Source organism: Mesorhizobium sp. WSM4813 (assembly GCF_055811555.1).
Genome location: NZ_JBVVQU010000024.1, coordinates 41,090 through 67,688, shown reverse-complemented (window position 1 = coordinate 67,688; position 26,599 = coordinate 41,090). Strand labels below are relative to the sequence as shown.

Sequence of the window (26,599 nt, the reverse complement as noted above, 5' to 3'; positions counted from 1 at the left end):
TTTTCTCCTGGTTTTGCCGTCAGCGGCCGATCAGGGCGCGTGCGATGATGACGCGCATGATCTCGTTGGCGCCTTCGAGAATCTGGTGAACGCGCAAATCGCGGACCAGCTTCTCGATGCCGTAGTCGTGCAAATAGCCGTAGCCGCCATGCAGTTGCAGCGCGTCGTTGGCGACATTGAAGCCGATGTCGGTGACGAAGCGCTTGGCCATCGCCGACCATTTCGAGGCATCCGGGGCCTTGCGGTCGAGCTTCGAGGCGGCGGCGTAGAGGAAGATCCGTGCCGCCTGCAGCTCGGTCTCCATGTCGGCGAGCTTGAACTGTAGCGCCTGGAACTGGTTGATCTTGGAGCCGAAGGCCTTGCGCTCCGCGGTGTAAGCCAGTGCCTTGTCGAGCGCCGATTGCGCGCCGCCCAGCGAACAGGCGGCGATGTTGAGCCGGCCGCCGTCGAGCCCGGCCATGGCGATGCCGAAGCCGGCGCCTTCGACTGAGAGCAGGTTTTGTGCCGGCACCTTGCAGTCCTCGAAGACGACCTGGCGGGTCGATTGCATGTGCCAGCCCATCTTGTGCTCGTTGGCGCCGAAAGACAGGCCGGACGCATCCTTCGGCACGACGAAAGTGGAAATGCCCTTCGGCCCGTCGGCGCCGGTGCGCGCCATGACGATGTAGATGTCGCTGTCGCCGGCGCCCGAGATGAACTGCTTGACGCCGTTCAGCACATAGTCGCCACCGCTTTTCACCGCGCGCGTCTTCAGCGCCGCTGCATCCGATCCCGAACCCGGCTCGGTCAGGCAATAGCTGGCCAGCCATTCCATCGAAGTCAGCTTCGGCAGGAAGCGTTGGCGCTGCTCGTCACTGCCGAAGCGGTCGATCATCGAGGCCACCATGTTGTGGATCGAGATGAAGGAGGAAAAGGCCGGATCGGCGCGCGAAAGCGCCTCGAAGATCAGCACGGCGTCGAGCCGACCGAGCGCCGAGCCGCCGACATCGTCGCTGATATAGATGCCGCCGAGGCCGAGCGGGCCTGTCTCGCGGATCACGTCTGCCGGAAAATGCTTGTTGCGGTCCCAGTCGAGCGCGTTCGGCGCGACGCGGTCGGCGGCAAAGGCCTCGGCCATCTCCTGGATGGCGCGCTGGTCCTCGTTGAGTTCGAACTGGCTGGTGCCCGCATCGACAGCGGCGTCCATGGCGTGCTCCCTGATGTTGTCGGCCGGCTGGCCTGTCGTTTTTGGCTTTGCGCGCCGTCCAATCTAGACCAATGATGCCGCCGCGCAAGCCGACCATCTCCATCCAACCATCTGGGGAGCGGCTCTGCGCCAACGCGTGTGTGGAGCAAGGCGTGACGCCAAATTTCGATGAACTGCTCGAACGTTTCCATGCCTGTCTCGAAACATTCGATGATGCGCTGGTACGCGATGCCGTGGCCCGGATCGGCTGGGCCATGCCGGCGCGTCGGGTCGAGCCGCATCCGCTCGCCTGCCTGCGCCAGCTCGACCGCATCGCGGAGCTCGCTCCGGCAAACGCCAAGCCGCTGGCGCGGCTGCTTGCGGAGCGTCGCGGCGAACTGCGCTGGCGGCAGACCTACAGCGAGGCGGATTTCGGCAAGACTTTCATCGACAATTACGGCTGGCTGGAAGTCTTCGGCACGCGCGGCCATTTCGTCAACGACGAGGTCGCGGCCGGCTTGCTGATCCTCGGACCTGATATCGTCTACCCCGATCATCATCACGTCGCCGAGGAGATCTACATTCCGCTGACCAGCGGCACCGAATGGCGCATGGGCGAAGGCGGTTTTCGCAGGCGCGAGGCGGGCGAGGTGATCCACCACGCCTCTGATGTCAGCCACGCCATGCGCACCGGCAAGGAGCCGCTGCTGGCGCTCTACATCTGGCGCGGCGGGCCGCTGGCGGCAAAATCGACGATCACCGGCACCGTTTCACAGGGCAGGAATTAATGGCCAAGGCGATCATGCTGCAGGGCACCGGCTCCGATGTCGGCAAGACGGTGCTGGTCGCGGGCCTGTGCCGCGCGGCCAGGAAACGCGGGCTGCAGGTGCGGCCGTTCAAACCGCAGAACATGTCGAACAACGCCGCCGTCGCCGATATTCCGGGCGACAAACTTGGCGGTGAGATCGGCCGCGCCCAATGGCTGCAGGCGATCGCCTGTGGCGTTGCGCCCTCCATCCACATGAACCCGGTGCTGCTCAAGCCGCAGACTGATATCGGTGCGCAGGTAGTGGTGCAGGGCAAGGTGTTCGGGGAGGCGAGGGCACGCGACTACCAGGCGCTGAAGGGCCGGCTGATGGATGCCGTGCTGGACTCCTGGGCAAAGGTCGGCGAGGGCGCCGATCTGGTCATTGTCGAAGGCGCCGGCTCGCCGGCCGAGATCAATCTCAGGAGCGGCGACATTGCCAATATGGGCTTTGCGACGCGCGCCAACGTGCCGGTGATCCTCGTCGGCGACATCGATCGCGGCGGTGTCATCGCCACAGTCGCCGGCACCCATCTGATCCTGCCGGAAGAGGACCGGCGCATGATCGTCGGCTATCTCATCAACAAGTTCCGCGGCGATGTCTCGCTGTTCGACGACGGCATCAAGGCGATCGAAAGATTCACCGGCTGGCGCTGTTTTGGCGTCGTGCCGTGGCTGAAGGCGGCGGCGCGGCTGCCCTCGGAAGATTCCGTTGTGCTCGAACGGCTGGCGTCCGGCGAGAGACGGGCGCTGAAGGTCGCGGTGCCGATGCTTTCGCGCATCGCCAATTTCGATGATCTTGACCCGCTCAAGGCCGAGCCGCAGGTCGAGGTGGTGTTCGTGCCGCCTGGCCAGCATCTCCCCGAGGATGCCGGGCTGGTGATCATTCCCGGCTCCAAATCGACGATCGGCGATCTCCTGAGATTTCGCGAGAATGGCTGGGACCGCGACCTGCTCGCCCACCGCAAGCGCGGCGGCCACGTGGTCGGCATCTGTGGCGGGTTCCAGATGCTCGGCCACGTCGTGCGCGATCCCGACGGCATCGAGGGCAGCGTGACCGAGACCACAGGGCTTGGCCTGCTCGATGTTGAAACGGTGATGGAGCCGGAAAAGACGGTGCGCAATGTCAGCGCGCGCTCGGTGCAATTCGAACTGCCGCTCGAAGGCTACGAGATCCATCTCGGCCGTACCACCGGTCCGGATACGCTGCGGCCGTCCGCCGTCATCAACGGCGTCGATGACGGCGCCATCTCCGCCGACGGCAAGGTATCGGGCACCTATCTACACGGGCTGTTTTCCGCCGACGCTTTTCGGGCGAAATTCCTGGAAAACCTTGGCGTGAAAGGCGGCGGCACCGATTATCGCGCCGAGGTCGAACAGGCGCTCGACGAGGTCGCAGCCGAGATGGAGACCCACCTGGACTGCGACGCCATTTTTGGCCTGGCGCGTTAGCTGGCGGGCTCGGCAGCCTTCGGCCAGTAGGTGCCGAACGACCAGACATTGCCTTCCGGGTCGCGGCAGATGAATTCGCGGCTGCCATAATCGCGGTCGGTGAGCTCTTCCAGTATTTCGGCGCTGGCCTTTTTTGCCCTGGCATAAGCGGCATCGGCATCGTCGACGGCAACATAGATCGATCTGCCACCACCCGGGCCCGGTGCACCGATCATCTGGCCAAACTTGTCGTCGCGTGCAGTGCCCAGCATGATCATCGAGGAGCCGAAAGTCAGTTCGGCGTGATGGACAATGTCGCCTTCGCCGTAGCGGGCATGAACGGCAAAGCCGAAGGCTTCACCCAGCCAGTCGATCATCTTGGCGGCATTGCGGTAGCGCAAGGTCGGATAGAGCCTGGGCGGTTCGACTGACATGGTCATGGCGATCTCCTTCAATTGGATTGTCGATAACCCAGTCTGGGCGAAGGCTGTTCGCACGTCTTGAAGAAATGTTACCACGTGCGCCCCATTGAGCGTCGCAAGAGGCGTTTCAGAACTTATGCCTGGGCGGCAAGCATCGTCGGCGTTTCGCCGGCAAGATCGCGGAATTCGCGCACCAGATGCGCCTGGTCGGCATAGCCGCAATCGGCGGCGATATCAGCCCAATCGGATTTGTCCTGCCTTGAAAGACCGAGCGCCCGGTTGAAGCGGACGATGCGCGACAGCGTCTTGGGGCCGACGCCGATCGCATTGGAAAATTTTCCCGCAAGATGCTTGCGGCTCCAGCCCAGCCTGTCGGCAAGCGACGAGACGCGAATGCGGCCGCCCGAGACGATGATCCGGTCATAGGCCCAGGCGATTTCGGACTGCGTTTCTCGGGCTTTGGCCAGCCGTTCGGCGACGAACGTCTCGGCGATGGCAAAGCGTGTCCTCCAGTCGCGCGCATTGCCAAGCCTTTCGCGCAGCGCGATGCCTTCAAGTCCGAGCACATCGTCGAGGCCGACCATGCGATCGGTCAGTTCGCTCATCGCAAGGCCGAAGAAGCGGCGGGCGCCGAGCGGGGTGAAATTGACCTGGACGCAGCAGGCGCCACCGAAGGATTCGATCACCACCGGACCGGCAAAAAGGCCGGCGGCGAAACTGGCGAAGCGGTCGTTGTCGCCCGGATCCTTGCCGAGTCCGATGGCGAAGGGTTCGGCAAAGCTGATGACCAGCGGCACGGTCAGCGATGCATATTCGACGTTCCGGAAACGGCCCGGTGCCGTTTCGCGATAGCCGCAGATGTCGGTGACCGCGCCCCGGAGGCAAGGGCCGGACACACGCCGCACCATCTCGAACCGGTCGAGGCCGGGATTTTCATGTCGGCTGCCGTCTTCGCTCTCGGCGGGCATGAGCTTTCCTTCGCCCAAGGAGTCTAACAGACCAGCCCTCAAAATCAAAAGCGCCCGGCTTGTGGCCGGGCGCTCCGAGTTGCCTGAGATTTGAATACTTAAGCGCCGCGAACCAAGCAGCCGCCAGCAAGCACAATATAAGCGATGAGGACGATCCACACCGCGGCCAAGGGAATGAACGCAAAAACGCCGAGAGCGGCGAGAAGGCCGATGATGGCGATAACAAGGGATATGATGAAAACAAGCTGCGTAGGCGCACTGAGATTCATGTGTGGCTCCTCCGACATGATTCGTACAACTGCATAGTATCAGTCGCGCCGTTCACACACCAATCAGCGTGCGCAGCGGGTTCGCCGGATCGGCCAGCAGCTTGATGGCCAGCGCCAGGCAGACGATCACCAGCAGCGGCTTGATCAGTTTTGCGCCATTGCGGATGGCGAGGCTGGCGCCGACACGGGCGCCGAGAAACTGGGCGACACCCATCATCAGGCCGATCTTCCAGTAGACGACCCCGGCAGCAGCGAAGACGATGAAGCCGCCGATGTTGGAGGCGAAGTTGAGCAGCTTGGTATGCGCCGTCGCCTTGAGCACGCCGTAGCCGGCAAGGGTGACGAAGGCGAGCATGTAGAAGGAACCGGCCCCCGGCCCGAACAGGCCGTCATAGAAGCCAACAATCGGCACCAGGATCAGCCCGAACAGGAAAGGCGACAGGCGCCGGGCGCGGTCGACGTCACCCATGTTGGGCTTCAGGGCGAAGTAAAGGGCGATGGCGATCAGCAGGATCGGCAGAAGAGCCCGCAACAGGTCGCCCGGCACGAATGTCGCCAGCAAGGCGCCGAGAGCACTGCCGGCGAGCGCCAACAGGGCCGAAGGCAATTGCCGGCGCAAATCGACATGGCCCTTCGCAGCGTAGTGGATGGTCGCCGAGCCTGAGCCGAACATGCCCTGCAGCTTGTTGGTTCCCAGCGCCTCGACCGGCGAGAAGCCGGCGAGCAGCAGTGCTGGAATGGTGATCAAGCCGCCGCCGCCGGCAATCGAATCGACGAAGCCGGCAGCGAAGGCGGCGGCGCCGAGGATGACGACGGTCTGGGTGGCGAGATCGAACATCGGATGGTTGCGGGAGGGGACTTCCGGCCAGCAGGAAAATATGGCGCGTTCGACCACAGCCGACCCGTTTGCGCAAGGCCGATTCCGCGCTACCTATGCCAAGCGCGCCGCGACGCGCTTGGCTCTTTTGTTTTATGCATGTCGTTGTCTCAAACCGCCGCGCACTTTTGAGCTACATGCATTTGACGAATCGGAAAGGAACGCTGATGGCATTCGCATTGCTTGACCAGATACGCGCTGTCTTCGACGGCGACCCCGGCGTGCGCAAGGTTGCGGACGATCCTGTGCTGTCGGCGGAACTGCTGATGCTGTTTCGCATGATCCTGGCCGACGGCACGGTCAGCGAGAGCGAAATGGCCGCCTTCAGGCGCATCTGCCGGGAAGCCTTCGGCATTCCGGAAACCAGCATCGACAGCGTCATCGAATATCTCAACGAGTTCGGCTACGAGACCAACAGCTCGCAAGCCATCGCGCAGTTCCGTGACCTCGACGTCGAGAGGCGCAGCCTGCTTGCCCGCCATATGGCCGAGATCGCCAAGGCCGATTCGCAACTTGCCGGGACCGAGATGCAGCTCTTGCGCCGCACGCTCGACTTGCTCGACATCAGCCCGGCCGATGTGGTGAAGGCCGAAGAGTAAGCCTCTCTGAACGGTCGGCTGTTCAGCCCTGTTCCTGTAACCGCCGAGCAATCGCGCGGTGCAGGTCTGGGGCGGCAGCGACCAGCGCCTTCGCGGCTTCGGACTGCGGATGGTCGAGAACCTCGCTCGTCCTGCCGCGCTCGACGATCTTGCCGTCATGCATGATCATCACCTGGTCGGTGATGGCGCGGGCAACGGTCAGATCGTGGGTGATGAACAGATAGGCAACGCCTAGCTTCTGGTTGAGCTCGGCGAACAGGTCGAGAATCTGGGCGCGGATCGAGACGTCGAGCGCCGAGACCGGCTCGTCGGCGACGACCAGTTTGGGGCGGGTGATGATGGCGCGGGCGATCGACAGGCGCTGGCGCTGGCCACCCGAAAACTCGTGCGGATATTTGTCCATGTCGCGTGGGCTGAGGCCGACCTCGTGCAAGGCCTTTGCCACCATCTCGCGCCGCTCCGTATTCGTCGGCTTCTTCTCCAAGACATGCAGCGGCTCGGCGACCAGTTTTTCGACCTTCTGGCGCGGATCGAAGGAGCCGTAAGGGTCCTGGAACACCACCTGCATGTCGCGGCGCGCCGGCTTAAGCTCCGCCTCGCCCTTGCCGACGATGTCTTGCCCACGAAACCGGATCGTTCCCGATGTCGGCCCGTCCAGCGCCAACACCATGCGGGCAAGCGTGGACTTGCCGCAGCCGGAACGCCCGACCAGCGCCACCGACTGGCCGGGATCAATCGAGAACGAGACATCGTCGACGGCGCGGATCGGGGCCGCCCGCTTCAACAGCGATTTGCGGCGTCCCTGATAGTCCCGCGTCACGCGGTCTACCTGAAGAAGAGGTTTGGCAACCTGGAGCAGGGGGTTGTCTTGGCCGACCTCGTGTGTTCTGGCACGCGCCGGCACATGCGTCGAGGCCTGCGCCAGTTGTCGCGTGTAGGGATGAAGCTGTTCTGACAAGGTACGCGCCGTGTCGCCGGCCTCCATCACTTCGCCGTGGCGCAGGATGGTGATGCGCTCCGCCATTTCGGTCACCACCGCAAGGTCGTGCGAGATCAACAGCAGGCCCATGCGGTTTTCTGCGACCAGGTCGCGCAACAGGTCGAGGATCTGCGCCTGCAGCACGACGTCGAGCGCCGTCGTCGGCTCGTCGGCGATCAGCAGCTTGGGTTTCAGTGCGCAGGCAATGGCGATGACGACGCGCTGGCGCTGGCCGCCGGAAAGCTCGTGCGGATAGCGCGACAGCGGGAATTGCGCTGAGGGCAGGCCGACCCGGTCGAGCATTTTTCGCGCGCGGTCCTCGGCGTTGGCACGGCTTGCCCTGGTGTGCCAGCGTATGCCTTCAGCGACCTGCTCGCCAATGGTCTTGACCGGGTTCAGCGCCGTCATCGGCTCCTGGAAAACCATGCCGATATCGTCGCCGCGCAACGCGCACATCTGGTCTTCGTTGGCCGCGAGGATGTCGATGCCGTCGAAGGTGACGCGCCCGGTAGCGCGCGCCGCCCAGGGCAGAAGCCGCATCACAGTCAGCGCGGTAATCGACTTGCCTGAACCGGATTCGCCGACCAGTCCCATCACCTCGCCGGGCGCAACTGAGAGCTCGACATCCCTCAGGATCGGCGTGTCGCCGATCGTCAGCGACAGTTTCTCGATTTCGAGCAGGCTCATCGCTGCCGCCGCGACCGGGGATCGAGGATGTCGGCAATACCGTCGCCGAGCAGGTTCAGGCCAAGCACGGTGATTGCGATCGCCATGCCTGGAAAGATCGCCATCCACGGCGCCGCCACCATGCGGGTCTGCGCATCGAACAGCATCCGGCCCCAGCTCGGCATCGGTGGCTGTGTGCCGAGCCCGACATAGGAAAGCCCGGCTTCGGCCAGGATGCCGAGCGCGAACTGGATGGTGCCTTGCACCAGGAGCAAAGTGACGATGTTGGGCAGCACATGCTCCAGCGTGATCAGTGTTTTGCCTTTGCCGGCGGCGCGCGCGGCGAGGATGAATTCGCGCGGCCAGATCGCCAGCGCACCGGCCCTGGCGACACGGGCGAAGACCGGGATGTTGAAAATGCCGATGGCGATGATGGCGTTGAGCGCGCCCGGCCCGAAGATGGCGGTGATCATGATCGCCGACAGCAGGGCAGGGAAGGCGAAGACGAGATCGTTCAGCCGCATCACCACTTCGTCGACGATGCCGCCGCGCGCCGCCGCAAGTGCGCCGAGCGGCACGCCGACACCCATGCCGATACCGACCGCCACCAGCGCCACAGCGATCGAGTTGCGGGCGCCGACCATGATCATGGAAAGAATGTCGCGGCCGAAATGGTCGGTGCCGAACCAGTGGGCCGGCGAGGGTGCCTGGGTCTTGTCGGCGATGACCAGCCTGGTGACGTCAAAAGGCGTCCAGAAGAACGAGACAATGGCGACCGCTGCCACCACTATGGTGATGAAGAAGCCAGCGAGGAACGAGCGGTTGGTGAAGGCCTTGACGAGAATGTCGGCAAAATTTTCTTCTGGGATGTCGAAGCGCAGCGTCATTGGCGGCTTCTCAGGCGCGGATCGACGACCGCATAGGAGAGATCGACGAGCAGGTTGACCGCGATGACGGCGGCGACCAGCAGCATGACGACGCTTTCGACGACGATCAGGTCGCGCTGGGTGATCGCCTGGAACACCAGCCGGCCAAGGCCGGGCAGGTAAAAGACGTTTTCGATGATGATGGTGCCCGCGAGCAGAAAGGCGAATTGCAGGCCGAGAATGGTCAGCACCGGGATCATGGCGTTGCGCAGCGCGTGCCGCCACAGCACCGCGCGATAGGGCAGGCCCTTGGCGCGGGCGGTGCGGATATAGTCCTCGTTCAGCACTTCGATCAGCGCCGAGCGGGTGACGCGGGCGAGGATCGCCGCTTGCGGCAGAGCGAGCGCGATCGCCGGCAGGAACAGCGATTTCAGCGCCGGCCAGACGCCGGCGCTCCAACCGGGAAAACCGCCTGATGGCACCAGCCGCAGCCAGACGGCGAACAGGTAGATCAGCATCAGCGCGAACCAGAAGTTCGGCACGGCGACGCCAAGCTGGGCGGCACCCATCGCAATCGTGTCGCCTGCCCGTCCGTGCCGGCCGGCGGAAAACAGCCCGACCGGAATGGCAATGATGGTGGACAGCGCCAGCGCAATCAGCGCCAGCGGCAGCGAGACGACGACGCGCTCGCCGACCAGGTCGATGACCGGTACCGAATAGGTGTAGGAACGGCCGAAATCGAGACTCAGCAATCCGCCCGCCCAGTGCAGATAGCGCGCGGGAAGAGGCGCGTTGAGACCCATCTGGTTACGCAGCAACTCGATCTGGTCGGCGCTGGCGTTCATGCCCAGCATCAGCCGCGCCGGGTCACCGGGAATGATCTCCAGCACGGCGAAGACCACCATCGAGGCCAGAACCAGCGTGATCAGCGCGACGGCAAGGCGCTTGAGGAGATAGGCAGTCATGGTGGAAGGACCGCTGCTGCCTCACTCCGTCCACTTCACTTTGGTCAGGTCGTTGGCCTGGATCGGGGCGTTTTCCCAAAAGCCCTCGAGCTTGGCGTCCCAGACGCCGGCTTTCGGCAATTCGTAGAGGAAGCCGACCACGGCATCATCGGCCAGTATCTTCTGCGCCTCGCCCAGCAGCGTCATGCGCTTGGCCTCGTCGGAGGTGTGGTTCAGATCGGCGATGATCTTGTCGAACATCGGATTGTCGTAGTTGAAGTAATAATCCTTGCGCGAATAGATATCGATGTCGTTGGGCTCGGTGTGGGAGACGATCGTCAGGTCGTAGTCCTTCTTGGTGAAGACCTGGTCCAGCCACTGCGCCCATTCCACGGGCACGATTTCCAGCTGGATGCCGACGTCGCGAAGCTGCGACGCGATGATCTCGCCGCCAAGCCGCGCATAGGAAGGCGGCGGCAGTTTCAGTATCACCTTGAAGCCGTTCTCCAGGCCGGCTTCCTGCAAGAGTTCCCTCGCCTTCTCGACATTGTGCGGGTAGAGGCCGGTGAGGTCGACATAGGCCTTGTTGGCGGGCGACATGTGCGAGCCGATCGGCACACCCAAACCGGCCGAGGCGCCGTCGATGATCGCCTTGCGGTCGAGCGCAAACGAGATCGCCTGCCTGACCTGCAGCTTATCGAAAGGTGGCTTCTTGTTGTTGATCGCAAGGATGGTTTCGCCCTCGGTCGAGCCGATCACCACCTTGAAGCGCGGATCGCCCTGGACCTGGGCGACACTGTCGGGGTCAAAGAAAGGGAAGGCCTGAACATCGCCGGAAAGCAGCGCCGGCACCGCGGCCGCGGCATCGGGAACGATGCGGAATTCCGCCTTGTCGAGGGAGACCGGGGCACCCCAGTAGGTGTCGGACTTAATTAGCGTAATCGAGGAGCCCTTGGCCCAGTTCTGGAACCTGAACGGCCCGGTGCCGACCGGCTTTTCCTTGTTGGTGTCGGCTGTCTCCGGTGCGACGATGACCGCGTCGCCCCAGCCCATATTGTAGAGGAACGAACTTTGCGGGTTCTTCAGCGTGATCCTGACCGTCGCCGGATCGGCCGCCTCAACCGTATCGATGGCGGCGAACAGGCCCTTTTGTGCGTTGACGGAGTTGTCGGCACGGGCGCGGTCGAGCGAGAATTTCACGTCGTCGGCATTGAAGTCGGTGCCGTCATGGAATTTGACGCCGGTATGCAGCTTGAAGGTGTAGACCTTGCCGTCATCGGAAATGGTCCAGCTTTCGGCGAGATCCGGCATCACCTCGCCGCTCGGACCGATGCGGGTCAGCCCCTCGAACACATTGGCGTAAAGTACTTCATCAATTGCTGCCGCAGCACCCGCGGTCGGATCGAGATGCGGCGGTTCGAGCGTGATGCCGATGACCAGATCGGTCCGGGCGGCAAACGCCGAGGCGCCAGTGGCCAGCACCAGGCCCGCAGCTGTGAGAATGGTTTTCCACAATTTCATCGTGCAGCTCCGATATGATCAAAAAAATCCTCAAAACCCGATGGATAGAAGCGTGATTTCGCCGAGGAGTAAATTGCGTTTCGTGCTTTCCGGCAGCGCCGGCAGGAATGTTTTTCCGCCATCACCGACTACCGAGCGCCCGCGCCCCTGAGCAGCACGTTGAGCCCGATCGCCATCACCTTGGCCGATTCGACCATGTCTGATATCCCCACCCATTCGTCGGGCCTGTGGGCGAGGTCGAGAATGCCCGGGCCATAGGCGATGCAGTCGTAGATGTGGCCGATGCGGGCAATGTGCTTCTGGTCGTAGGTGCCGGGTGAAATCACGTAGTCGGGCTCGCGGTCGAATATCGCCATGATGCCTTGCGCCACCGCTTTCACCACCGGCGCATCGCGCTCGGTCATCAGCGGCAGCACCTCCATGAGATCGCGGATCTCGTAGTCGAATTTCTTGCGCTCGCGCTTCAGCCGGTCGAGGATGTCAGTCACCTCGCTTTTGACCGTGCCGAGGTCCTCTTCGAGCAGGAAGCGGCGGTCGATGGTCAGCCGGCAGGAATCGGGCACGTTGGGCGAGGGCAGGCCGGGCCGGAAATCCTCGGTCTGGCCGCCGTGGATCGAGTTGATGTTCATGGTCGAGCGCTTTGCCCCCTCGGGCACGACCGGCATGCGCGTCACCTTGCGGTCGAGCGCTGGGAACAGCTCGTCCTCGAAAGCGCTTAGCACGGCGCCCATATGGCGCACCGCGTTGTCGCCGAGGAACGGCATCGAGCCGTGCGCGATCTCGCCCTTGGTCTCGATCTCCGCCCACCACACGCCGCGATGGCCAAGGCAGATGCGGTCCTTGTTCAACGGCTCGGGGATGATGACGTGGTCGACCTTAGGCTTGGAGAAATAGCCTGATTTGGCCAGATGGGCGACGCCGCCAAAGCCGCCGGACTCCTCGTCGACCGTGCCCGATATTTCGATGGCGCCCGGAAAATCGGGGAAGACCTCCGTGAAGGCTTCGACGGCGATGATCGATGAGGCCAAGCCACCCTTCATGTCGCAGGCGCCGCGGCCATAGACCTTGCCATCCCTGACAATGCCGGCGAACGGATCGAGGCTCCAGCCGTCGCCGGCTTCGACCACGTCGATATGCGAGTTGAAATGCACGCAGGCGCCGGGCGAGCGACCATCGAAGCGGGCGACGACGTTGACGCGCGGGTAGCGATCGGTGTCGCCGGGCGTGCCTTCGGCGCGGATGAATTCGACTTCGAAACCGCGCTTCTTCAGCCGCGCTCCGACGTATTCGGCGCATGGCCGGTAGGCTTCGCCGGGCGGATTGATGGTCGGAAAGCGGATCAGGTCAGCGGTCAACGCGACCAGATCGTTGACCCGATCATCGACCGCTTTCAGGAGCCGTTCACTCATTTTGTTCATTCGGTGAATTGAGCAGGCAACGACGCGCTTTGGCAAGCCTGTTGTCGTTACGGCAACTATCACGGGAAATCGTTCAAATTCGCTGCTTTGGATTGGCGAATTCGTCAAGGAGTATGTGGTTACCTCACTTGCCATTTAGAAAATCAAGAATAGCGTGAAGGCAGGCAGGCAAGGGCAATCAAAGGGGTTTGATCGCATGAAAAAAGACCGTTCTCATGGCAGCGTTACTGGTGACGATGCTGTTCGGTTCTTCGGTCGAGGGCTGGGCAGCCAAGCTGGTTGCCAGGATCGACGTGTCATCGCAGACGATGACTGTAAGATACGGTCAGGCGGTTTACCGATGGCGCGTATCCACGGCGCGCAAGGGTTATATCACGCCGCGCGGCAGCTACCGGCCGCAACGAACGGCACGGATGTGGTATTCGCGCAAATATGACATGTCGCCGATGCCTCATTCGGTGTTCTACCGCGGCGGCTATGCCATCCATGGCACGGGCGCGGTGAGATCTCTCGGACGCCCGGTCTCGCATGGCTGCGTCCGGCTGCACCCAACCAATGCCGCCGCTTTCTATTCGATGGTGCGGCAAGCCGGATTCCGCAACACGCGGATCGTCGTGACCAACTAACTTTAGGTGGTTGCAAGCTCGCGGTTCCTACAAGAAGTCAGAACGGGCGCTTCTTGTGAAGCGACGCCGGCTTTTCCGCTCTGAACCAATTCGTCGGGGAAAGTGGGAGCACTATTTACGTGGGCGAGCTTTGGGCAGAATATACCGGGTGGGAGGAAGCATTCGGAATCCCTGAATAGTGCGCCTGAACGGCTTCCGACCGTTGGTTGCAAGGGAGGATAATCATGAAACGCATTTTCTCGCTCGCGGCGGGTGCCGCGGCGTTATCGCTCGGCGTATCGAACGCCTACGCACAATCGGGCGGCGTCGATAAGGCGGTCGGCGGCTACAGCTTCGAAGAAGCCGCAAAGGAGGCCCCCGGTACCAAGGACTTCCATTCGGCCGATGGTCACCTCACATTCGCTATCGTGACACACACTGCCGGCAATGGCTTCTTCGATCCGGTCTACGTCGGCGCGACAGTCGCCGGCAACATGATCGGCGCCAAGGTTCTGCTGCTCGGCTCGGAATCGCCGACCGACGACCCTGCCCGCGAGATCGAAATCCTGAACCAGATCGTGCAGGATCCGACGATCGACGGGCTGATCATGACAACGCCCCAGGTCGGCGCCTATAACGACATCGTCAAGGCCGCGGAGGCGAAGGGCATACCGGTCGCTACGACCAATTCCTTTGACGGCACGCTCCTCAACCGCAGCAGCATCGGCCACACCGGCCAGGACGCCTCCGCTGCCGCAATCGCCGGCGAGGCGCTCGTCAAGTGCCTCGCGGACAAGGGTATCGAGAAGGGTTCGATCGTCCTGCCGTCGTCGACCGCAATGGGCAACATCGAGGTGAACAACCGCGTCACTTCGGCTTTCAACGCCATCGTCAAGGGCTTGAAGGATGCCGGCAAGCTCGATGCCTTCAAGGTCGACGCGGGTCCGGAGAACACCGGTATCGACACCAATCCGAATGACCCGGTGAACGGCATCGTGACGCTGTTCGAATCGCGAGGCGACGTCGTTGGCGCGTTCGCCGGCAACAACGTGTTCACGCCGGCGCTTGCCAAGGCCGTCGCTCAGACCGGACTGACCGGCAAGATCTGCGCCTACGGTTTCGACCTGGGCCCGGCCCAGCAGGATGCGATGAAGAGCGGCGATCTGACCGGCGCGCTCGGGCAGCAGCCCTTCTTGCAGGGCTTCTGGCCGGTCATGCAGCTCTATCTGGAGATCGATCGCGGTATCGCGGCGGCCAACCTCGACACACGTGCCCAACTGGTGACGAAGGAGACCGTCGAGGACGTCGGCAAGCGCTTCGAGAACTGAGTCCGCTCGGAAGGTCTGAAATCATTGCGGGAGGGCGCAAGCTCTCCCGCAAATGCGGCAGCAGGGAAATCGACCAGAAGAAACCATGGCGCTTACCGCGACCACATCGCTCGGCCGTGCGCCGTCCCAGATTGTCGGCGGCTGGGAGGTGGGGCTCGTTGCCTTGCTTTTGCTGCTCTATCTCGGCGGCGCTCTCGTCAATCCCGCGTTCTTCGGGTCGACAGGGGCGTTTCACTCGCTGCTCCGCGACACCTCGCGGGTCGCCATCATCGCGGTCGGAGTGACCTTCGTCATCGTCAACAAGGACCTCGATCTTTCGGTCGGCTCAACTTACGGCCTAGTCGCCGTCGTCTTCGCCAGGCTGTTCGCGCCGAGCTTCCTCGACCTCGGCGTCGTCACGTCGGTGATCCTCTGCGTGCTTCTCGGCACGGTGATCGGGCTGATCAACGGCGTGCTCGTCACCATCCTGAAGGTGCCGGCGTTCATCGCCACGCTGACGATACTTTTCATCGGCCGCGGCTTCGTGCTGGCGCTCACTCACGGCCAGGCGATCTACTATCCTGCCAAGGCGACCGGCTATCCGCTTTTTTTTCACCTCGGCGAGACTAACCTCCTCGGCTTCAACAACCAGATCGTGATCTTCGTCGTTGTCGCTGTGATCGGCGCCTATGTGCTCGCCAAGACGCGCTGGGGCTACGAGACCTTCGCCACCGGCGGCAACGAGCAGGCGGCGTCCTATGCCGGCATCCCGACCAACTGGGTGCGCATCCGAGCCTTCCTGATCTCCTCGCTCTGCGCGGCGCTAGCCGGCTTGATGTCAGCTGCCCAGGACAAGGGCGTGACGCCCCTCTACGGCGTTAGCGGTGAGCTGACCGTCATTGCCGCCGTGATCATCGGCGGCGCCTCGATCCTCGGCGGCCGCGGCCGGGTCGCCGGATCCTGCCTTGGCGCCCTGCTGGTGGTGCTGCTCGACAAGGTGCTGCGCGAAGGCTGGCCGATCACGCGCACCATCAAGATCGGCGACGAGGAGATCACGGTCAACGCCGTTTTCTCGCTACCGGTCGGCGCGGTGCCGGTGTTCCTCGGGCTGCTGCTCGTCGTCGCGGTGCTCATCGAGCCCTATCTCATCCGCCGCCAGGTGGCAGGGCGCCTCTGGGCCTGGCTCCGCGGCCAGCCGCCGCCACCGGCCTACGAGATCGGCGGCATCGCGATCGAGGGGGTGCAGACCAAGGGGGCGATGGCGACCGACATGGCGCTGTCGGCCAGCGGGTTGGGCAAGTTCCTCGCCCGGCGCGACGCGCTCGCCATCATCCTGACCGCGCTCCTGTGGCTGACCGGCCTCGCGCTCCGGCCGGACTACTGGTGGAACCTGTCCAACAGCTTCGCGATCCTGCTCAACTACACCGAGCTTGCGCTGATCACCATCGGGCTCACCTACGTCATCGCCGCCGGCGATATCGACCTCTCCGTCGGGGCGGTGCTCGCCCTCGCCGGCAGCACCGCCGCCTATTTCCTCAAGGTCCTTGGCGCCGACCCCGTGACCGCCGTGGCGATGGGCCTGCTCGCGGGCATGTGCGCCGGCCTCGTCAACGCGATCGTCACCGTCGGCTTCAAGCTGCCGGCCTTCATCGCCACGCTCGGCATGTTCTACATCGCCCGCGGCCTCGCCGCCTGGTTCGTCGCCGGGCAGCAGCTCACCGGCTGGCCCGAGGGCTACAACCTGCTTGGCCGCAAGGTGAACGACATCCTGCTGCACTACCGCATCTCGCTGCCGGACGGGCTGCTGCGCTCGATCGCCGAGGTGGTGAGCGTCCAGACCATCTGGATGCTGTTCGTCGCCGTCATTGCCGGCGTCGTGCTTGCCTACATGCCGTTCGGGCAGAAGGTCTATGCGACCGGCGGCAACATTCGCGCCGCCGCTTATGCCGGTATCAACACCAACCGGGTGCGGTTCCTCGCGCTTATGCTGGCGGCGCTCTGCGCGACAATGGCCGGGATCATCAACGTCGCCTACTTCCGCAGCTTCAACCCGGTGGCCGGCCAGTTCCGCGAGCTCGACGCCATCGCTTCGGTGATCATCGGCGGCGGTTCGATCTTCGGCGGCTACGGCACCGTGATCGGGGCGCTTGCCGGGGCGGCGGTAATCACCCTGATCCGGGCGCTGCTGCAGCTCAACGTCCAGGGCTTCACCATGCCGCAGCACTGGATCAACGTCTTTATCGGCGGCATCCTGATTGTGGCGGTGCTGATCGACATCTGGGTGCGCCAGGCCAACATCTTCGGCCGCCTGCGGGCGCGCCTCGCGCGGCGCACAAGAACGGCGGAGACCACCCATGCGTGACCCGACCACGCCTGCACCGATCGTAGAAATGCGGGGCATCGAAAAAGCCTTCGGTGCGGTGCAGGCGCTCCGCAACGTCGACCTCGTGCTCTATCCCGGCGAGATCCTGGGCCTCGTCGGCGACAACTCGGCCGGCAAATCGACGCTGATGAAGATCCTGACCGGCGCCTACCAGCGCGACGCCGGCGAGGTCTTCGTCGCCGGGCAGCCGGTGCACTTCAAGAGCCCGCACGAAAGCCGTGACGCCGGCATCGAGATGATCTACCAGGATTTCGCTCTTTGCGGGAATATGGATGTTGGTCAAAACATCTTTCTTGGTCGTTGGCCGCGCAGGGGCGTTTTCATCAATCGGCGGAAAATGTACGCGGAAGCCGACAGCGTGCTGAAGCGGCTCAAGGTCGACGTGAACTCCGTCTATCAAAAGGTCGAGAGCCTGTCGGGCGGTCGCCAGCAATCTGTGGCGATTGCCCGCGCAATCTCCTTCCAGCCCCGCGTGGTGATCCTCGACGAGCCGACCGCCAATCTCTCGGTGATGGCGACCGAGCGGCTGCTCGAGACCATGCTGGAACTGAAAAAGCAGGGCGTTGCCCAGATCATCATCTCCCACCGCCTCGTTGACATCTTCGCTGTGGGCGACCGCGTGATGGTGCTGAAACGCGGCGAGAACGTCGGCGATCGCTACATCAAAAACACCGACGAGCATGAGGTCCTCGAGATCATCGTCTCCGGCACGCGAGAGCACGCACTTACGGCCGATGAGGCGAGGCTTTGACCGATCAGCTTCACTTTTCTCCAGGCCCTTTCATTGCGGACGTGCTTAATGATTGGGGTGAAACTTGCCGCGCCGAAAGACCGAAACTTGAAACAAGCTGTCAGGCCGCCATCGAGCGATCCGGCCGAAACAAAAAACCCGCCTCAGCGGGCGGGTCGTCGGATCAACATTATGCTTAAATTCCTAGCATAACTGCCGTCACCTGTCAAGTCGAAACCAACCCACAGTTGCAGGGCAATCGGTTCACGCCTGCGCTGCCTCCCATTGTCCTGCCGCTCAGGCGGCTTCGCCGCGCTGTCTCGCCCGTTGACGCTTTCTGCGCGGGCCGCTGATCTCCCACCTTTTGTGGAACCACATCCACTGGCCGGGATCCTCGCGCACCCAGCGCTCGACCACGTCGTTGAGCAGCTGGGTGGTGGCATGGACGTCGACACTGCCGCCGGCGGTGCGCGGCAAGGTCAGTTTGTCCTCGATCTCGAGCCGGAAGCGGTTGCCCGGCAAGCGCACGCAGCGCGCCGGATAGACATCGCAATCATAGTGCCGCGCCAGGGTGCCCAGAACCCGGTTGCTCTCGCATGGGCGGCCGAAGAATGTTGTTTCTAGCCCGCTCGAGAATTTCTGGTCGACGAGAACGCCGATATTACCGCCTTTCTCAAGGATCGCCGCCAGCGCGAATGAAGCGCCGGTCGAAGAGGGCAGAAGCGACCCCATGGTCGAGCGGCGAGTCGAGAGGATGTAGTCGGCGAGGTAAGGGTTGTTGGGCGGGCGAAACAGCGCCGTGATGTTCATGCCGAAAGTGGCTGCCGCCACCGGAAGCAGTTCGAAGTTGCCGAGATGCCCGGTGAAGATGATATGCGGCTTTTGTTCCTCGGCGATATGCACGAAGTGCTCGACCCCCTTGACCTCGACGCGGCCCGGTTTCGTCGCGGCGGGATCGTAGTCGAACAGGGCGTCGAGAAAGATGTATTCCGCAGCGAGGCGGGCCATGTTGCCCCACATGTCGGACGCGATGGCCTGGATCTCGCTGTCGCTCTTCTGGGGATAGGCGTTGCGCAGATTGGCGATGGCGACGTTATGGCGTCCCACCCACGGACCAATGCGGCGGGCGGCGCGGTCGGCGAAATTGAGCGCGCTGTCGACCGGCAGCAGACGCAGCAGCCAAATCATCGTCATCGCGGCGCGCGCAAGCAGCCAGTAGTTGAACTGGCGCAGCCGCCTGCCATGGCGGAACGCCAAGTCCCGGCGGAGCTTCTTGAAGGCGTTGCCGACCATTCCTAGCCCATGATGTTTTTAGACAGCAACATCACGGTCAGCCGACGCGCAGGATGATCTTGCCGAACACGTCACGGCCTTCCATGCGCTTCAGCGCGGCCTCGATGTCGCCGAAGCCGACTTCGGTGTCGATAACCGGAGAAACCAGCCCTGCCGCCATTTTCTGCATGGCGTCTGCCATGTTTTCCATGCGGCAACCGAAGGAGCCGAGCAGCTTCAGCTGCTGCTGGAACAATTGCATCAGATTGATCTGCGTCGACACGCCCGAAGTCGAGCCGCAGGTCACCAGGCGGCCGCCGCGTTTCAGGCACAGCATAGAGGCTGCAAAGGTGTCGGCGCCGACATGCTCGAAGACGACATCGACGCCCTTCTTCTTCGTCAGCTTGCGCACGACGCCTTCGAAACGGTCCTCGCGATAGTTGATGACATGGTCGGCGCCAAGCGCGGTCGCCTTGTCGATCTTGTCGTTTGAGCCAACCGTGGTGATCACGGTGCAGCCCATTTTCTTCGCCAGCTGGATCGCGGCGGAGCCGATGCCCGAGCCGCCGGCATGGATGAGGATGATTTCGCCGGGCTGCAGCCTGGCATTGTCGAACAGCATGTGTTCGACCGTGCCGAAGGTGACGGGCGCGACGGCCGCGCCAATGTCCGTCACGCCGGGAGGGGCAGGGACCAGCAAGCGCGCCGGCAGGTTTATCTTCTCTTGCGCAAAGCCATCGAGATGAAAGCCGTGAACGCCCGAGACATGTTCGCAGAGATTGTCGCGGCCTTCGCGGCAGGCACGGCAAAGCCCGCAGGTGCGCGCACCATAGATCGAGACCAGCTGCCCGGGTACAAGGCTGGAAACGCCGGGGCCGACCGCCTCGACCTCGCCGGAGGCTTCGGCGCCGACGACCAGCGGCAGCTTGCGCTTGGCGAAGGCCATGCCGCGCCAGCCCCAGACGTCGATATGGTTGAGCGCCACGGCCTTGATGCGCAGCGTCACTTCGCCCAGCGCAGGCTGCGGCGGAGGCGGCAGGTCCACCGTTTCAAGGCGGCGGTCCTCGATAAGTTGCAATGCGCGCATTGAGCCTGTCGGTTCTGTTGAGCGGGAAAAGGCTCGCTTAGACTGGTTCCCGCGCCATGACAAGGCAGGTATTCTGGCCGCCGAAGCCGAAGGAGTTCGACAGCACCGTGCCGACCTCGGCGTTGCGCTTCTGGTTCGGCACCACGTCGAGCACGATCGCCGGATCGGGATTGTCGTAATTGATGGTCGGCGGGATGACGCTTTCGCGCATGGTCATCAGCGAAAACGCGGCCTCGACGGCGCCGGCCGCGGACAGCGTATGGCCGATCATCGATTTGTTCGACGAGATCGGCATCGAGCCGATCCGCTCGCCGAACACGGTCGACAGCGACAGGTGCTCCATCTTGTCGTTTTCCGGCGTCGAGGTGCCATGGGCGTTGACATAATCGATCTCGTCTTCGCGCAAGCCGGCATCGGCGAGGGCGGCGCGAACCGCCGCGATTGCCGGCGAGCCGTCCGGCTTCGAGCGGGTGCGGTGGAAATCGTCGGCCTTCTCGCCGCAGCCGCGCAGGATGCCGAGAATGGTCGCGCCGCGGGCCAGTGCGGCCTGCAGCGATTCCAGCACAAGCGCGCCCGAGCCTTCGGCCAGCACGAAGCCGTCGCGATCCTTGGAAAACGGCTTCGACGCCTTTTCGGGGATGTCGTTATGCGTGGAGAGCGCGGAAAGCAGCGAGAAACGGATCAGCGCCTCGGCCGTCGCCGAGCCGTCGGCGCCGATCGACAGCGCCCTGTCGCATTCGCCGCGGCGGATCGCCTCGACGCCGAGCTGGATCGAGGTGGCGCCCGAGGCGCAGGCCGTCGACAGCGTGATCGGCAGGCCGCGCGTCCCAAAGCGGTCGGCGAGCCGGTCGGCGATCGAACCGAACTGGGTGGTCTCGAAGACGTCGAGTTCCTTCAAGCCGCGCGCCACCCGAAGCAGCCGTTCGGCGCCGATGTCGTGCTTGTCGGAATTGTAGAGCGAAAAGCGCTCGCTCCAGTCGAGTTCGACCGGCGGCGAGGCGAGGAAAAGCGGCCCGCCGAAAGCGCCCGAATTAAGGCCGGCTTCGGCCACGGCTTCCTGCGCGGCGATCTCGGCGAGATCGTAGGTAAGAAGGCTGGCGCCCTTGGAACTCGACGGCAGGAAATCGACCATGCCGGAGATGCGGGTGTTCAGATGGTCGACCGGAAAACGGGTGATCGGATGGATGCCGGACTTGCCCGCGGTGAGCGCTGCCCAATTATCGGCCTTGCCGACGCCCAGCGACGTCACCACGCCGATGCCGGTGACGGCGACGATCGGCCTGCCCATGTGGTCGTTCAGATTGGCCATACTTTTATCCCTGACACCCTCTAGGCGACGTTGACCAACGCCATGCCCTCGAATTGGTGATAGCCGATCGCCGTTGCAAGGACGGTCCTGGGAACGCCGTTGAACGGCTTCTCGGTGGCGGGGTCAAAAGCCGGGTAGGCGGCCTTGCGTTCGACAGCAAGTGCCGCCAGCGCCACGGCGAAGGGAAACTGCGCTTCCTTCATGTGGCCGGTCAGCGTCGAAAAGCCACGTGCGGCAAACGCCGGATTGGCGTCGAGCGCCGATTTCTCGGCGGCAGTAGCGGTATGGGCACCCGATGCGCCCGAAATCGTCAGCAACTCGCCGTTCGGCAATGCCGCCTGCCTGAGCAGCGCGGCAATCTCGGCGTCGAGTTCGCCCTGCCGGCGTTTTGCGCGTCCGGATATGACCGGGCCGAGTTCGGCATAGATCTTTCGCCCGCGGCTGATCGCATGTTCGCGCTGTTCCAGGACGAGAAACGCCCCGCCTGATCCAGTCACCACGCCACCGCCTTCGGCGCCCTGTCTCTGCCAGACTGGCTGCCAGGGGCCGCGATGCAGATAGCCGGCCAATTCATAGCCAAGCAGCATGTCGGAATGTTCGGTCTGGAAGGCGCCGCCGACCAGTATATGCGTCGATTGCCCGGAGCGGATGCGCGCGGCGGCCGTCTCGACGGCGGCGACGCCGGCACCTTCCTCGCCCATGAAGGTGCGCGACGAGCCGGTCACCTTGTGGACGATCGAGATGTTGCCGGCGAGCAGGTTGGAAAGCTGCGCCAGAAACAGCGTCGGCCGCAATTCGGTGGTCAGTTTCTCGTTGAGCAGCACGTCGCGGTCGTTGCGGCTTTCCGAAGCGGCGAGAATGTCGGCGTCGACCGCCTCGTCGCGCTCGCCGCCGCCGGCAGCCACCACCATGTCCATGGTCGTGCAGAGTTCGTCATTGCCTTTGATGCCGGCATCGTCGAGCGCCATGCCGGCGGCGTAGGTGCCGAGCCGCTGCCAGGTTTCCATCTGCCGCTGGTCGCCGCGCTTGGCGATCTGCAGGTTCCAGTCGATCTCCGGCAGCGGGTGAACGGTGTAGGGCGAGAAGCGCGATGTTTCGAGCACGGGTTCCAGGCCGGGTTGGGCGAGTTTGCGCCAATGCGCATCCGGACCTTCGCCCAGCGAAGAGACAAGGCCGATGCCTGATATGACGACGTGGTGGGGGCTCATGGGCGATGGGTCATGGGGCGGCTGTCGTGGCTCAGGCTTGAAGGCGCAACAAGATCGCGGGCTGAACCATTTCAGGCGTTCTTGGCCGCGACCAGAGCGTCGATCTTGGCGCACAGGTTCTTCATGACGAAGTAATCGTCGGTCGACGCCTTGCCGTCATTGACCTCTTGCGTCCACTTTTCCAGCGGCACCTTGATGCCGAATTCCTTGTCGATGGCAAAGACGATGTCGAGGAAGTCGAGGCTGTCGATGCCGAGATCGTCGATAGTGTGGCTTTCAGGGGTGATCGTGTCGATATCGATCTCACTGGTGTCGGCGATGATCTTGGCGACTTTGTCGAACGTGGTGGACAAGGGCTTTTCCTTCGGTTGCGGGCGGAATCTGTCCGCATGTGTTTGCGCGCTGTCTAATCGGTTTTTCCGGGCAGGAAAAGGCCTGAACGCCGGGCGCAGATGGGATACCCACTTCGTAAACGCAAGAAAGTGCCGTTGGCGCCCTCCCGGCGATATGCCGCAACCATCCGCTTTCTACCATTGTATGTACCAATGTACCATGGTACGGAAAAGTATGACCATACAACGCGTGCAGACCGGGGTGCGCCTGGAAAAAAGACTGGTGAAGGTGCTCAAGGCCTTGGCCGAGCACCGCGACATGAGCCTGGGTGACCTAATCGAGGGCATCGTGCTGCATGCCTTCGAAGGCCAGACGCCGTTTTCCCCGGCGACCCTGGAAACGATCGGCCAATTGAAGCGCATCTACGGAATGGAGCTTGGCGCAGCGGACAGCCACCGTTTGGCGGAAACGAACGGAGAGGGGGATGACGAACCATCTTGAGCGCAGCCACAGCATCGTGCTTTCGGGGCCGGTCGACCGCGTCTTCCCACTGTTCACGCCGATCGGAGAGACCCTGTGGGTGGACGGCTGGAACCCGGAGTTTCTGCATCCGCAGGACGGGGAGACGCGCCAGGGCATGGTCTTCCGGACCGCTCATGGTGATGAGACCACGCTCTGGGCCTGCACGGACTGGGACCCCGTGGAGCATCGCATCCGCTATATCAGGGTGACGCCGGATTCGCGTTTCGGATTTGTCGAGGTGGCTTGCCGGCCGGCCGCTGATGCAGGCACGGAGGCGTCGATTGGCTACACGTTCACTGCCCTGAACGCGGCAGGAAGATCGTATCTGTCCGAACTGACGGAGGAGGCATTCGCGCACATGATCGAGGGATGGAAGCTCCGTATCGACGCTTGGCTGCTAGCGTGAAAATCTAACGCAAGGTAGCGGGTGGTTAGCGGTCATCCGCATTGGTTGCTGGAACGAGCCAGATGCGCCAGGACCGGACAATCCGCTATCGGATGCTTTCCCGTGTAGCGAACGCGAACGTCCGTTCAGGGCAGCGAGCGGCGCGATCGAATTTGCCACAGCTGCGCATCGTGCAGATGTCGATTCCGGCCACGACGCGCAGTATTTACCTTAACGTGGGAGAAGTAGAGAGACATTGACACGAGGTGCGAAAAAGCAACGCCAATACAGCTGATTGGTTACGACATAGGTACTCTCGCAGATATGGTATTGGCCGTCCGGGGATTCCTGTACACGGTCCCGTGGGATGGTGAAATTATGTGGCAAATAAGTGTAACCACCGTCTATCCTGGACCGCACCGAAGACCGAGGTATGGCGCGGCAATCAGAACCACCGCAACACTTGAATTTCGTCTGTGGGTCAATCCTGCCTTCGTACCAATCATGGGCGTTAGCGGCTGTTGCGGTGGCGATACACATTGCCGTGAAGATTAATCTTCGCATGGCATTCCTCAAGCATTTGGCAGGCGCTGCTCATTCGGACGTCCATGTATATTAGCGTTCCATTAAAAATACCATTAGCCTCCGACTGGCTAACGCAGCTCCAGCAGCGACGCTCGCAGCTGAACGACCGCATTGGGTCTCGGCTTCCCCTTCAGCTTTCTCCGAAGGCGGAGAAGGGTCGAACCCGGTATTCCGCTTAGGGTACCAGCGCTGGATTTTCACCACTAGCGAACGTTTGAACCGGCTCCGGCGCAGGTTAGAAGGTGACGCGGCCGAGCACGCGCAGGCCGTCGCCTTGCGGCTCGACGATCACGGCTTCGCCTTCGCGCGGCGAGATGCCGGTGAGGGCCATTATGTTCTCCAGATGGGTGACCATGACCACATTGTCGGAGCCGGAATAATTGCGGATCTCGTTCATGATCGCCTCGAGCTGGGCGGCTTTCTCGCTCGCGTCTGTCTTCAGCAGGTCAAGCGGCGCGAACGGTTCGGGTTCCGCCCTGAAAGCGATGCGGGCCGTGTCGAGGCAACGGCAATAGCGGCTGGACAGCATGCGCTCGATTGGCGCGGCGCGCGCGGCGAACAGCGCGCCGATCTTGCGCGCCTGCTGCTTGCCGCGCACCGAGAGGTTGACCTGGGTCGCGCATTTCTCGATGTCGAAATTCGCCGGATCGGTGGTGCCGGTGACCATGGCATGGCGAAGCAGCACCACATGTCCACCGTCGCGCAACAGCGCCCAGCCGGCTTCAGTCGCATGGGCCGACGCGGGAGTGACGAGCAGCAATAGCGCCAGCATAAATCGAAGCATCAGACGTCCTTTTTCGGTCACCGGAGGTGAGTCCGGTGACCGCCTATAGGGACGGCAAAGCCGGCTGAAAAACAAGGCACGACCAATCCCGGCTGTTTGCGAAAACAGACCGCTTCGTAAGACGGAGCGATTGCGCTGCAATCCCGGCTCGCCTATCAGGAGAAAAATGTCTCCACTCATCGAAACCGTCCTTTTTGTCTTCGGCCTTGTCGCGCTCGGCTATCTCGCCGGGCTCACCGGCTATCTGAAGGCCGAGGCGGGCGAGGCCATCGCTGAATTCGCCGTCGGGGTGGCGATGCCGCTGCTTCTGTTCCGCACCATGGTCAACGCCGATTTCCACGGCACCGCGCCCTGGTTGTTTTGGGGAGCCTATTTCGCGGCCGCCGCAGTGACGTGGACCGCAGGCCACTTGGTCATCACGCGGGTGTTCGGGCGCGATGCGCGGGCCGGGGTAGTCGGCGGCGTGTCGTCGGCTTTTTCCAATCTCGTCCTGCTCGGCATCCCGTTCGTCCTCGGCACATTCGGGCCAAATGGATTCGAAGTGCTGTCGCTGCTGATTTCCGTGCATCTGCCGACGATGATCATGGCGTCGATCATCCTGTTTGAAATCTTTGGCCGCGGGGACGAGCACGTGCATCCGGTGCGCATCATCCGGCGTTTCTTTCGAAAGCTTTTCTCCAATCCGCTGATCGTCGGCATCCTGGCCGGATGGGTATGGCGTATCACCGGGCTGCCACTGCCGGCGCTGGCCGTGCGGCTGGTCGATGCGTTGGCCAACATCGCCGGACCGGTCGCGCTGTTTGCCATGGGGCTTGGCTTGTGCCGTTTCGGCATCTCCGGCAACGTGCGGCCGGCGCTGGCACTGTCGGCGCTGAAGCTGTTGCTGATGCCGGCCGTTGCACTCGGCCTGGTCTGGCTGTTTGGCCTGCCGCCGCTGTCGGCGAAAGTGGCGGTCGTGGCGGCCGCGCTGCCATCCGGGGTCAATTCCTACCTGATTGCGACGCAGTTCAACACCGGCCAGGCACTGGCATCGAACCAGATGACCATTGCCACCGCCTGCGCGGTCGTCACCACGGCGTTCTGGCTGACGGTGGTCGTGCACGTGTTTGGATAGCAGCGCGTTTGGATAGCAATTCGGGCGCAACTTGGCCTCGCCTTG

The 26,599-nt window shown here is 63.1% G+C and carries 26 protein-coding genes; 10 read left to right on the top strand and 16 right to left on the bottom strand.

All coding sequences use genetic code 11. The features are described 5' to 3' along the window. Positions 1 to 19: 19 nt before the first annotated feature. Positions 20 to 1,186: an isobutyryl-CoA dehydrogenase gene (locus AC0L25_RS16160; protein WP_473596413.1), complete on the bottom strand. Its 1,167-nt coding sequence runs from the start codon at positions 1,184 to 1,186 to the stop codon at positions 20 to 22. A 152-nt stretch (positions 1,187 to 1,338) separates the two neighbouring features. Here AC0L25_RS16160 and AC0L25_RS16155 point away from each other — a divergent pair, with 152 nt between their 5' ends. After that, the gene (locus AC0L25_RS16155) at positions 1,339 to 1,953 is read left to right on the top strand and encodes a dimethylsulfonioproprionate lyase family protein (protein WP_473596412.1); all 615 of its coding nucleotides are present in this window, start codon (positions 1,339 to 1,341) and stop codon (positions 1,951 to 1,953) included. After that, positions 1,953 to 3,422, top strand: a complete 1,470-nt coding sequence (locus AC0L25_RS16150; RefSeq protein WP_473596411.1) for a cobyric acid synthase — start codon at positions 1,953 to 1,955, stop codon at positions 3,420 to 3,422. Before AC0L25_RS16155 ends, AC0L25_RS16150 begins: the two co-directional genes overlap by 1 nt. Here AC0L25_RS16150 and AC0L25_RS16145 read toward each other — a convergent pair. From AC0L25_RS16145 to AC0L25_RS16130, 4 genes are all read right to left on the bottom strand, one after another. Continuing rightward, complete coding sequence (locus tag AC0L25_RS16145) at positions 3,419 to 3,841, bottom strand: VOC family protein (RefSeq protein ID WP_473596410.1); 423 nt, start codon at positions 3,839 to 3,841, stop codon at positions 3,419 to 3,421. The two genes, AC0L25_RS16150 and AC0L25_RS16145, sit on opposite strands and share 4 nt — an antisense overlap. A gap of 116 nt (positions 3,842 to 3,957) precedes the next feature. Beyond that, the gene (locus AC0L25_RS16140) at positions 3,958 to 4,791 is read right to left on the bottom strand and encodes a helix-turn-helix domain-containing protein (RefSeq protein ID WP_473596409.1); all 834 of its coding nucleotides are present in this window, start codon (positions 4,789 to 4,791) and stop codon (positions 3,958 to 3,960) included. Between the two features lie 98 nt (positions 4,792 to 4,889). Further along, the gene (locus AC0L25_RS16135) at positions 4,890 to 5,060 is read right to left on the bottom strand and encodes a hypothetical protein (RefSeq protein ID WP_084831397.1); all 171 of its coding nucleotides are present in this window, start codon (positions 5,058 to 5,060) and stop codon (positions 4,890 to 4,892) included. Positions 5,061 to 5,112: 52 nt separating this feature from the next. Continuing rightward, positions 5,113 to 5,898, bottom strand: coding sequence for a TSUP family transporter (locus AC0L25_RS16130; protein ID WP_473596437.1), 786 nt, complete (start codon positions 5,896 to 5,898; stop codon positions 5,113 to 5,115). 206 nt (positions 5,899 to 6,104) lie between these two features. Here AC0L25_RS16130 and AC0L25_RS16125 point away from each other — a divergent pair, with 206 nt between their 5' ends. Next, the gene (locus AC0L25_RS16125; protein WP_473596408.1) at positions 6,105 to 6,536 is read left to right on the top strand and encodes a TerB family tellurite resistance protein; all 432 of its coding nucleotides are present in this window, start codon (positions 6,105 to 6,107) and stop codon (positions 6,534 to 6,536) included. Positions 6,537 to 6,558: 22 nt separating this feature from the next. On the opposite strand, the gene AC0L25_RS16120 is transcribed toward AC0L25_RS16125, so the two are convergent. From AC0L25_RS16120 to AC0L25_RS16100, 5 genes are all read right to left on the bottom strand, one after another. Then, positions 6,559 to 8,202 carry an ABC transporter ATP-binding protein gene (locus AC0L25_RS16120; RefSeq protein WP_473596407.1) on the bottom strand — a complete coding sequence of 548 codons (1,644 nt, stop codon included), beginning with the start codon at positions 8,200 to 8,202 and terminating at the stop codon, positions 6,559 to 6,561. Then, positions 8,199 to 9,068, bottom strand: a complete 870-nt coding sequence (locus AC0L25_RS16115; protein ID WP_473596406.1) for an ABC transporter permease — start codon at positions 9,066 to 9,068, stop codon at positions 8,199 to 8,201. The genes AC0L25_RS16120 and AC0L25_RS16115 overlap by 4 nt, the downstream gene beginning before the upstream one ends. Beyond that, positions 9,065 to 10,012 (bottom strand): ABC transporter permease, encoded by a 948-nt coding sequence (locus AC0L25_RS16110; protein WP_473596405.1) that lies wholly within the window; start codon positions 10,010 to 10,012, stop codon positions 9,065 to 9,067. The genes AC0L25_RS16115 and AC0L25_RS16110 overlap by 4 nt, the downstream gene beginning before the upstream one ends. A 21-nt stretch (positions 10,013 to 10,033) precedes the next feature. After that, the gene (locus AC0L25_RS16105) at positions 10,034 to 11,512 is read right to left on the bottom strand and encodes an ABC transporter substrate-binding protein (protein ID WP_473596404.1); all 1,479 of its coding nucleotides are present in this window, start codon (positions 11,510 to 11,512) and stop codon (positions 10,034 to 10,036) included. Between the two features lie 128 nt (positions 11,513 to 11,640). Then, positions 11,641 to 12,921, bottom strand: a complete 1,281-nt coding sequence (locus AC0L25_RS16100) for an acetylornithine deacetylase/succinyl-diaminopimelate desuccinylase family protein (protein WP_473596403.1) — start codon at positions 12,919 to 12,921, stop codon at positions 11,641 to 11,643. A gap of 224 nt (positions 12,922 to 13,145) precedes the next feature. Here AC0L25_RS16100 and AC0L25_RS16095 point away from each other — a divergent pair, with 224 nt between their 5' ends. The 4 genes from AC0L25_RS16095 to AC0L25_RS16080 all read left to right on the top strand — a co-directional run bounded on the left by AC0L25_RS16095 (position 13,146) and on the right by AC0L25_RS16080 (position 17,976). Continuing rightward, positions 13,146 to 13,556, top strand: a complete 411-nt coding sequence (locus AC0L25_RS16095) for a L,D-transpeptidase (protein ID WP_473596402.1) — start codon at positions 13,146 to 13,148, stop codon at positions 13,554 to 13,556. A gap of 224 nt (positions 13,557 to 13,780) precedes the next feature. Further along, positions 13,781 to 14,863 carry a substrate-binding domain-containing protein gene (locus AC0L25_RS16090; RefSeq protein ID WP_473596401.1) on the top strand — a complete coding sequence of 361 codons (1,083 nt, stop codon included), beginning with the start codon at positions 13,781 to 13,783 and terminating at the stop codon, positions 14,861 to 14,863. Positions 14,864 to 14,948: 85 nt separating this feature from the next. After that, positions 14,949 to 17,204, top strand: a complete 2,256-nt coding sequence (locus AC0L25_RS16085; RefSeq protein ID WP_473596400.1) for an ABC transporter permease — start codon at positions 14,949 to 14,951, stop codon at positions 17,202 to 17,204. Further along, a complete protein-coding gene (locus AC0L25_RS16080; RefSeq protein ID WP_473596399.1) occupies positions 17,197 to 17,976 on the top strand; it encodes an ATP-binding cassette domain-containing protein in 780 nt (259 codons plus the stop codon). Before AC0L25_RS16085 ends, AC0L25_RS16080 begins: the two co-directional genes overlap by 8 nt. A gap of 276 nt (positions 17,977 to 18,252) precedes the next feature. On the opposite strand, the gene AC0L25_RS16075 is transcribed toward AC0L25_RS16080, so the two are convergent. The 5 genes from AC0L25_RS16075 to AC0L25_RS16055 all read right to left on the bottom strand — a co-directional run bounded on the left by AC0L25_RS16075 (position 18,253) and on the right by AC0L25_RS16055 (position 23,184). Next, positions 18,253 to 19,248, bottom strand: coding sequence for a lipid A biosynthesis lauroyl acyltransferase (locus tag AC0L25_RS16075; protein ID WP_473596398.1), 996 nt, complete (start codon positions 19,246 to 19,248; stop codon positions 18,253 to 18,255). A 37-nt stretch (positions 19,249 to 19,285) separates the two neighbouring features. After that, entirely contained in the window at positions 19,286 to 20,314 is a 1,029-nt protein-coding gene (locus AC0L25_RS16070; RefSeq protein ID WP_473596397.1) for a zinc-binding dehydrogenase, read from the bottom strand. Between the two features lie 37 nt (positions 20,315 to 20,351). Next, entirely contained in the window at positions 20,352 to 21,623 is a 1,272-nt protein-coding gene (locus tag AC0L25_RS16065) for a beta-ketoacyl-ACP synthase (RefSeq protein WP_473596396.1), read from the bottom strand. Positions 21,624 to 21,643: 20 nt separating this feature from the next. After that, complete coding sequence (locus AC0L25_RS16060) at positions 21,644 to 22,831, bottom strand: beta-ketoacyl-ACP synthase (RefSeq protein ID WP_473596395.1); 1,188 nt, start codon at positions 22,829 to 22,831, stop codon at positions 21,644 to 21,646. Between the two features lie 71 nt (positions 22,832 to 22,902). Beyond that, entirely contained in the window at positions 22,903 to 23,184 is a 282-nt protein-coding gene (locus AC0L25_RS16055; protein WP_006335407.1) for an acyl carrier protein, read from the bottom strand. 214 nt (positions 23,185 to 23,398) lie between these two features. Here AC0L25_RS16055 and AC0L25_RS16050 point away from each other — a divergent pair, with 214 nt between their 5' ends. Continuing rightward, positions 23,399 to 23,665, top strand: coding sequence for a hypothetical protein (locus AC0L25_RS16050; RefSeq protein ID WP_473596394.1), 267 nt, complete (start codon positions 23,399 to 23,401; stop codon positions 23,663 to 23,665). Then, positions 23,649 to 24,092: a hypothetical protein gene (locus AC0L25_RS16045; RefSeq protein WP_473596393.1), complete on the top strand. Its 444-nt coding sequence runs from the start codon at positions 23,649 to 23,651 to the stop codon at positions 24,090 to 24,092. The genes AC0L25_RS16050 and AC0L25_RS16045 overlap by 17 nt, the downstream gene beginning before the upstream one ends. Before the next feature lie 799 nt (positions 24,093 to 24,891). Here AC0L25_RS16045 and AC0L25_RS16040 read toward each other — a convergent pair. Continuing rightward, on the bottom strand, positions 24,892 to 25,440 hold the full coding sequence (locus AC0L25_RS16040) for a histidine phosphatase family protein (RefSeq protein ID WP_473596392.1): 549 nt from the start codon (positions 25,438 to 25,440) through the stop codon (positions 24,892 to 24,894). Between the two features lie 166 nt (positions 25,441 to 25,606). Between AC0L25_RS16040 and AC0L25_RS16035 the strand changes: the two genes are divergently transcribed. Next, positions 25,607 to 26,554: an AEC family transporter gene (locus AC0L25_RS16035; protein ID WP_473596391.1), complete on the top strand. Its 948-nt coding sequence runs from the start codon at positions 25,607 to 25,609 to the stop codon at positions 26,552 to 26,554. Positions 26,555 to 26,599 lie beyond the last annotated feature (45 nt).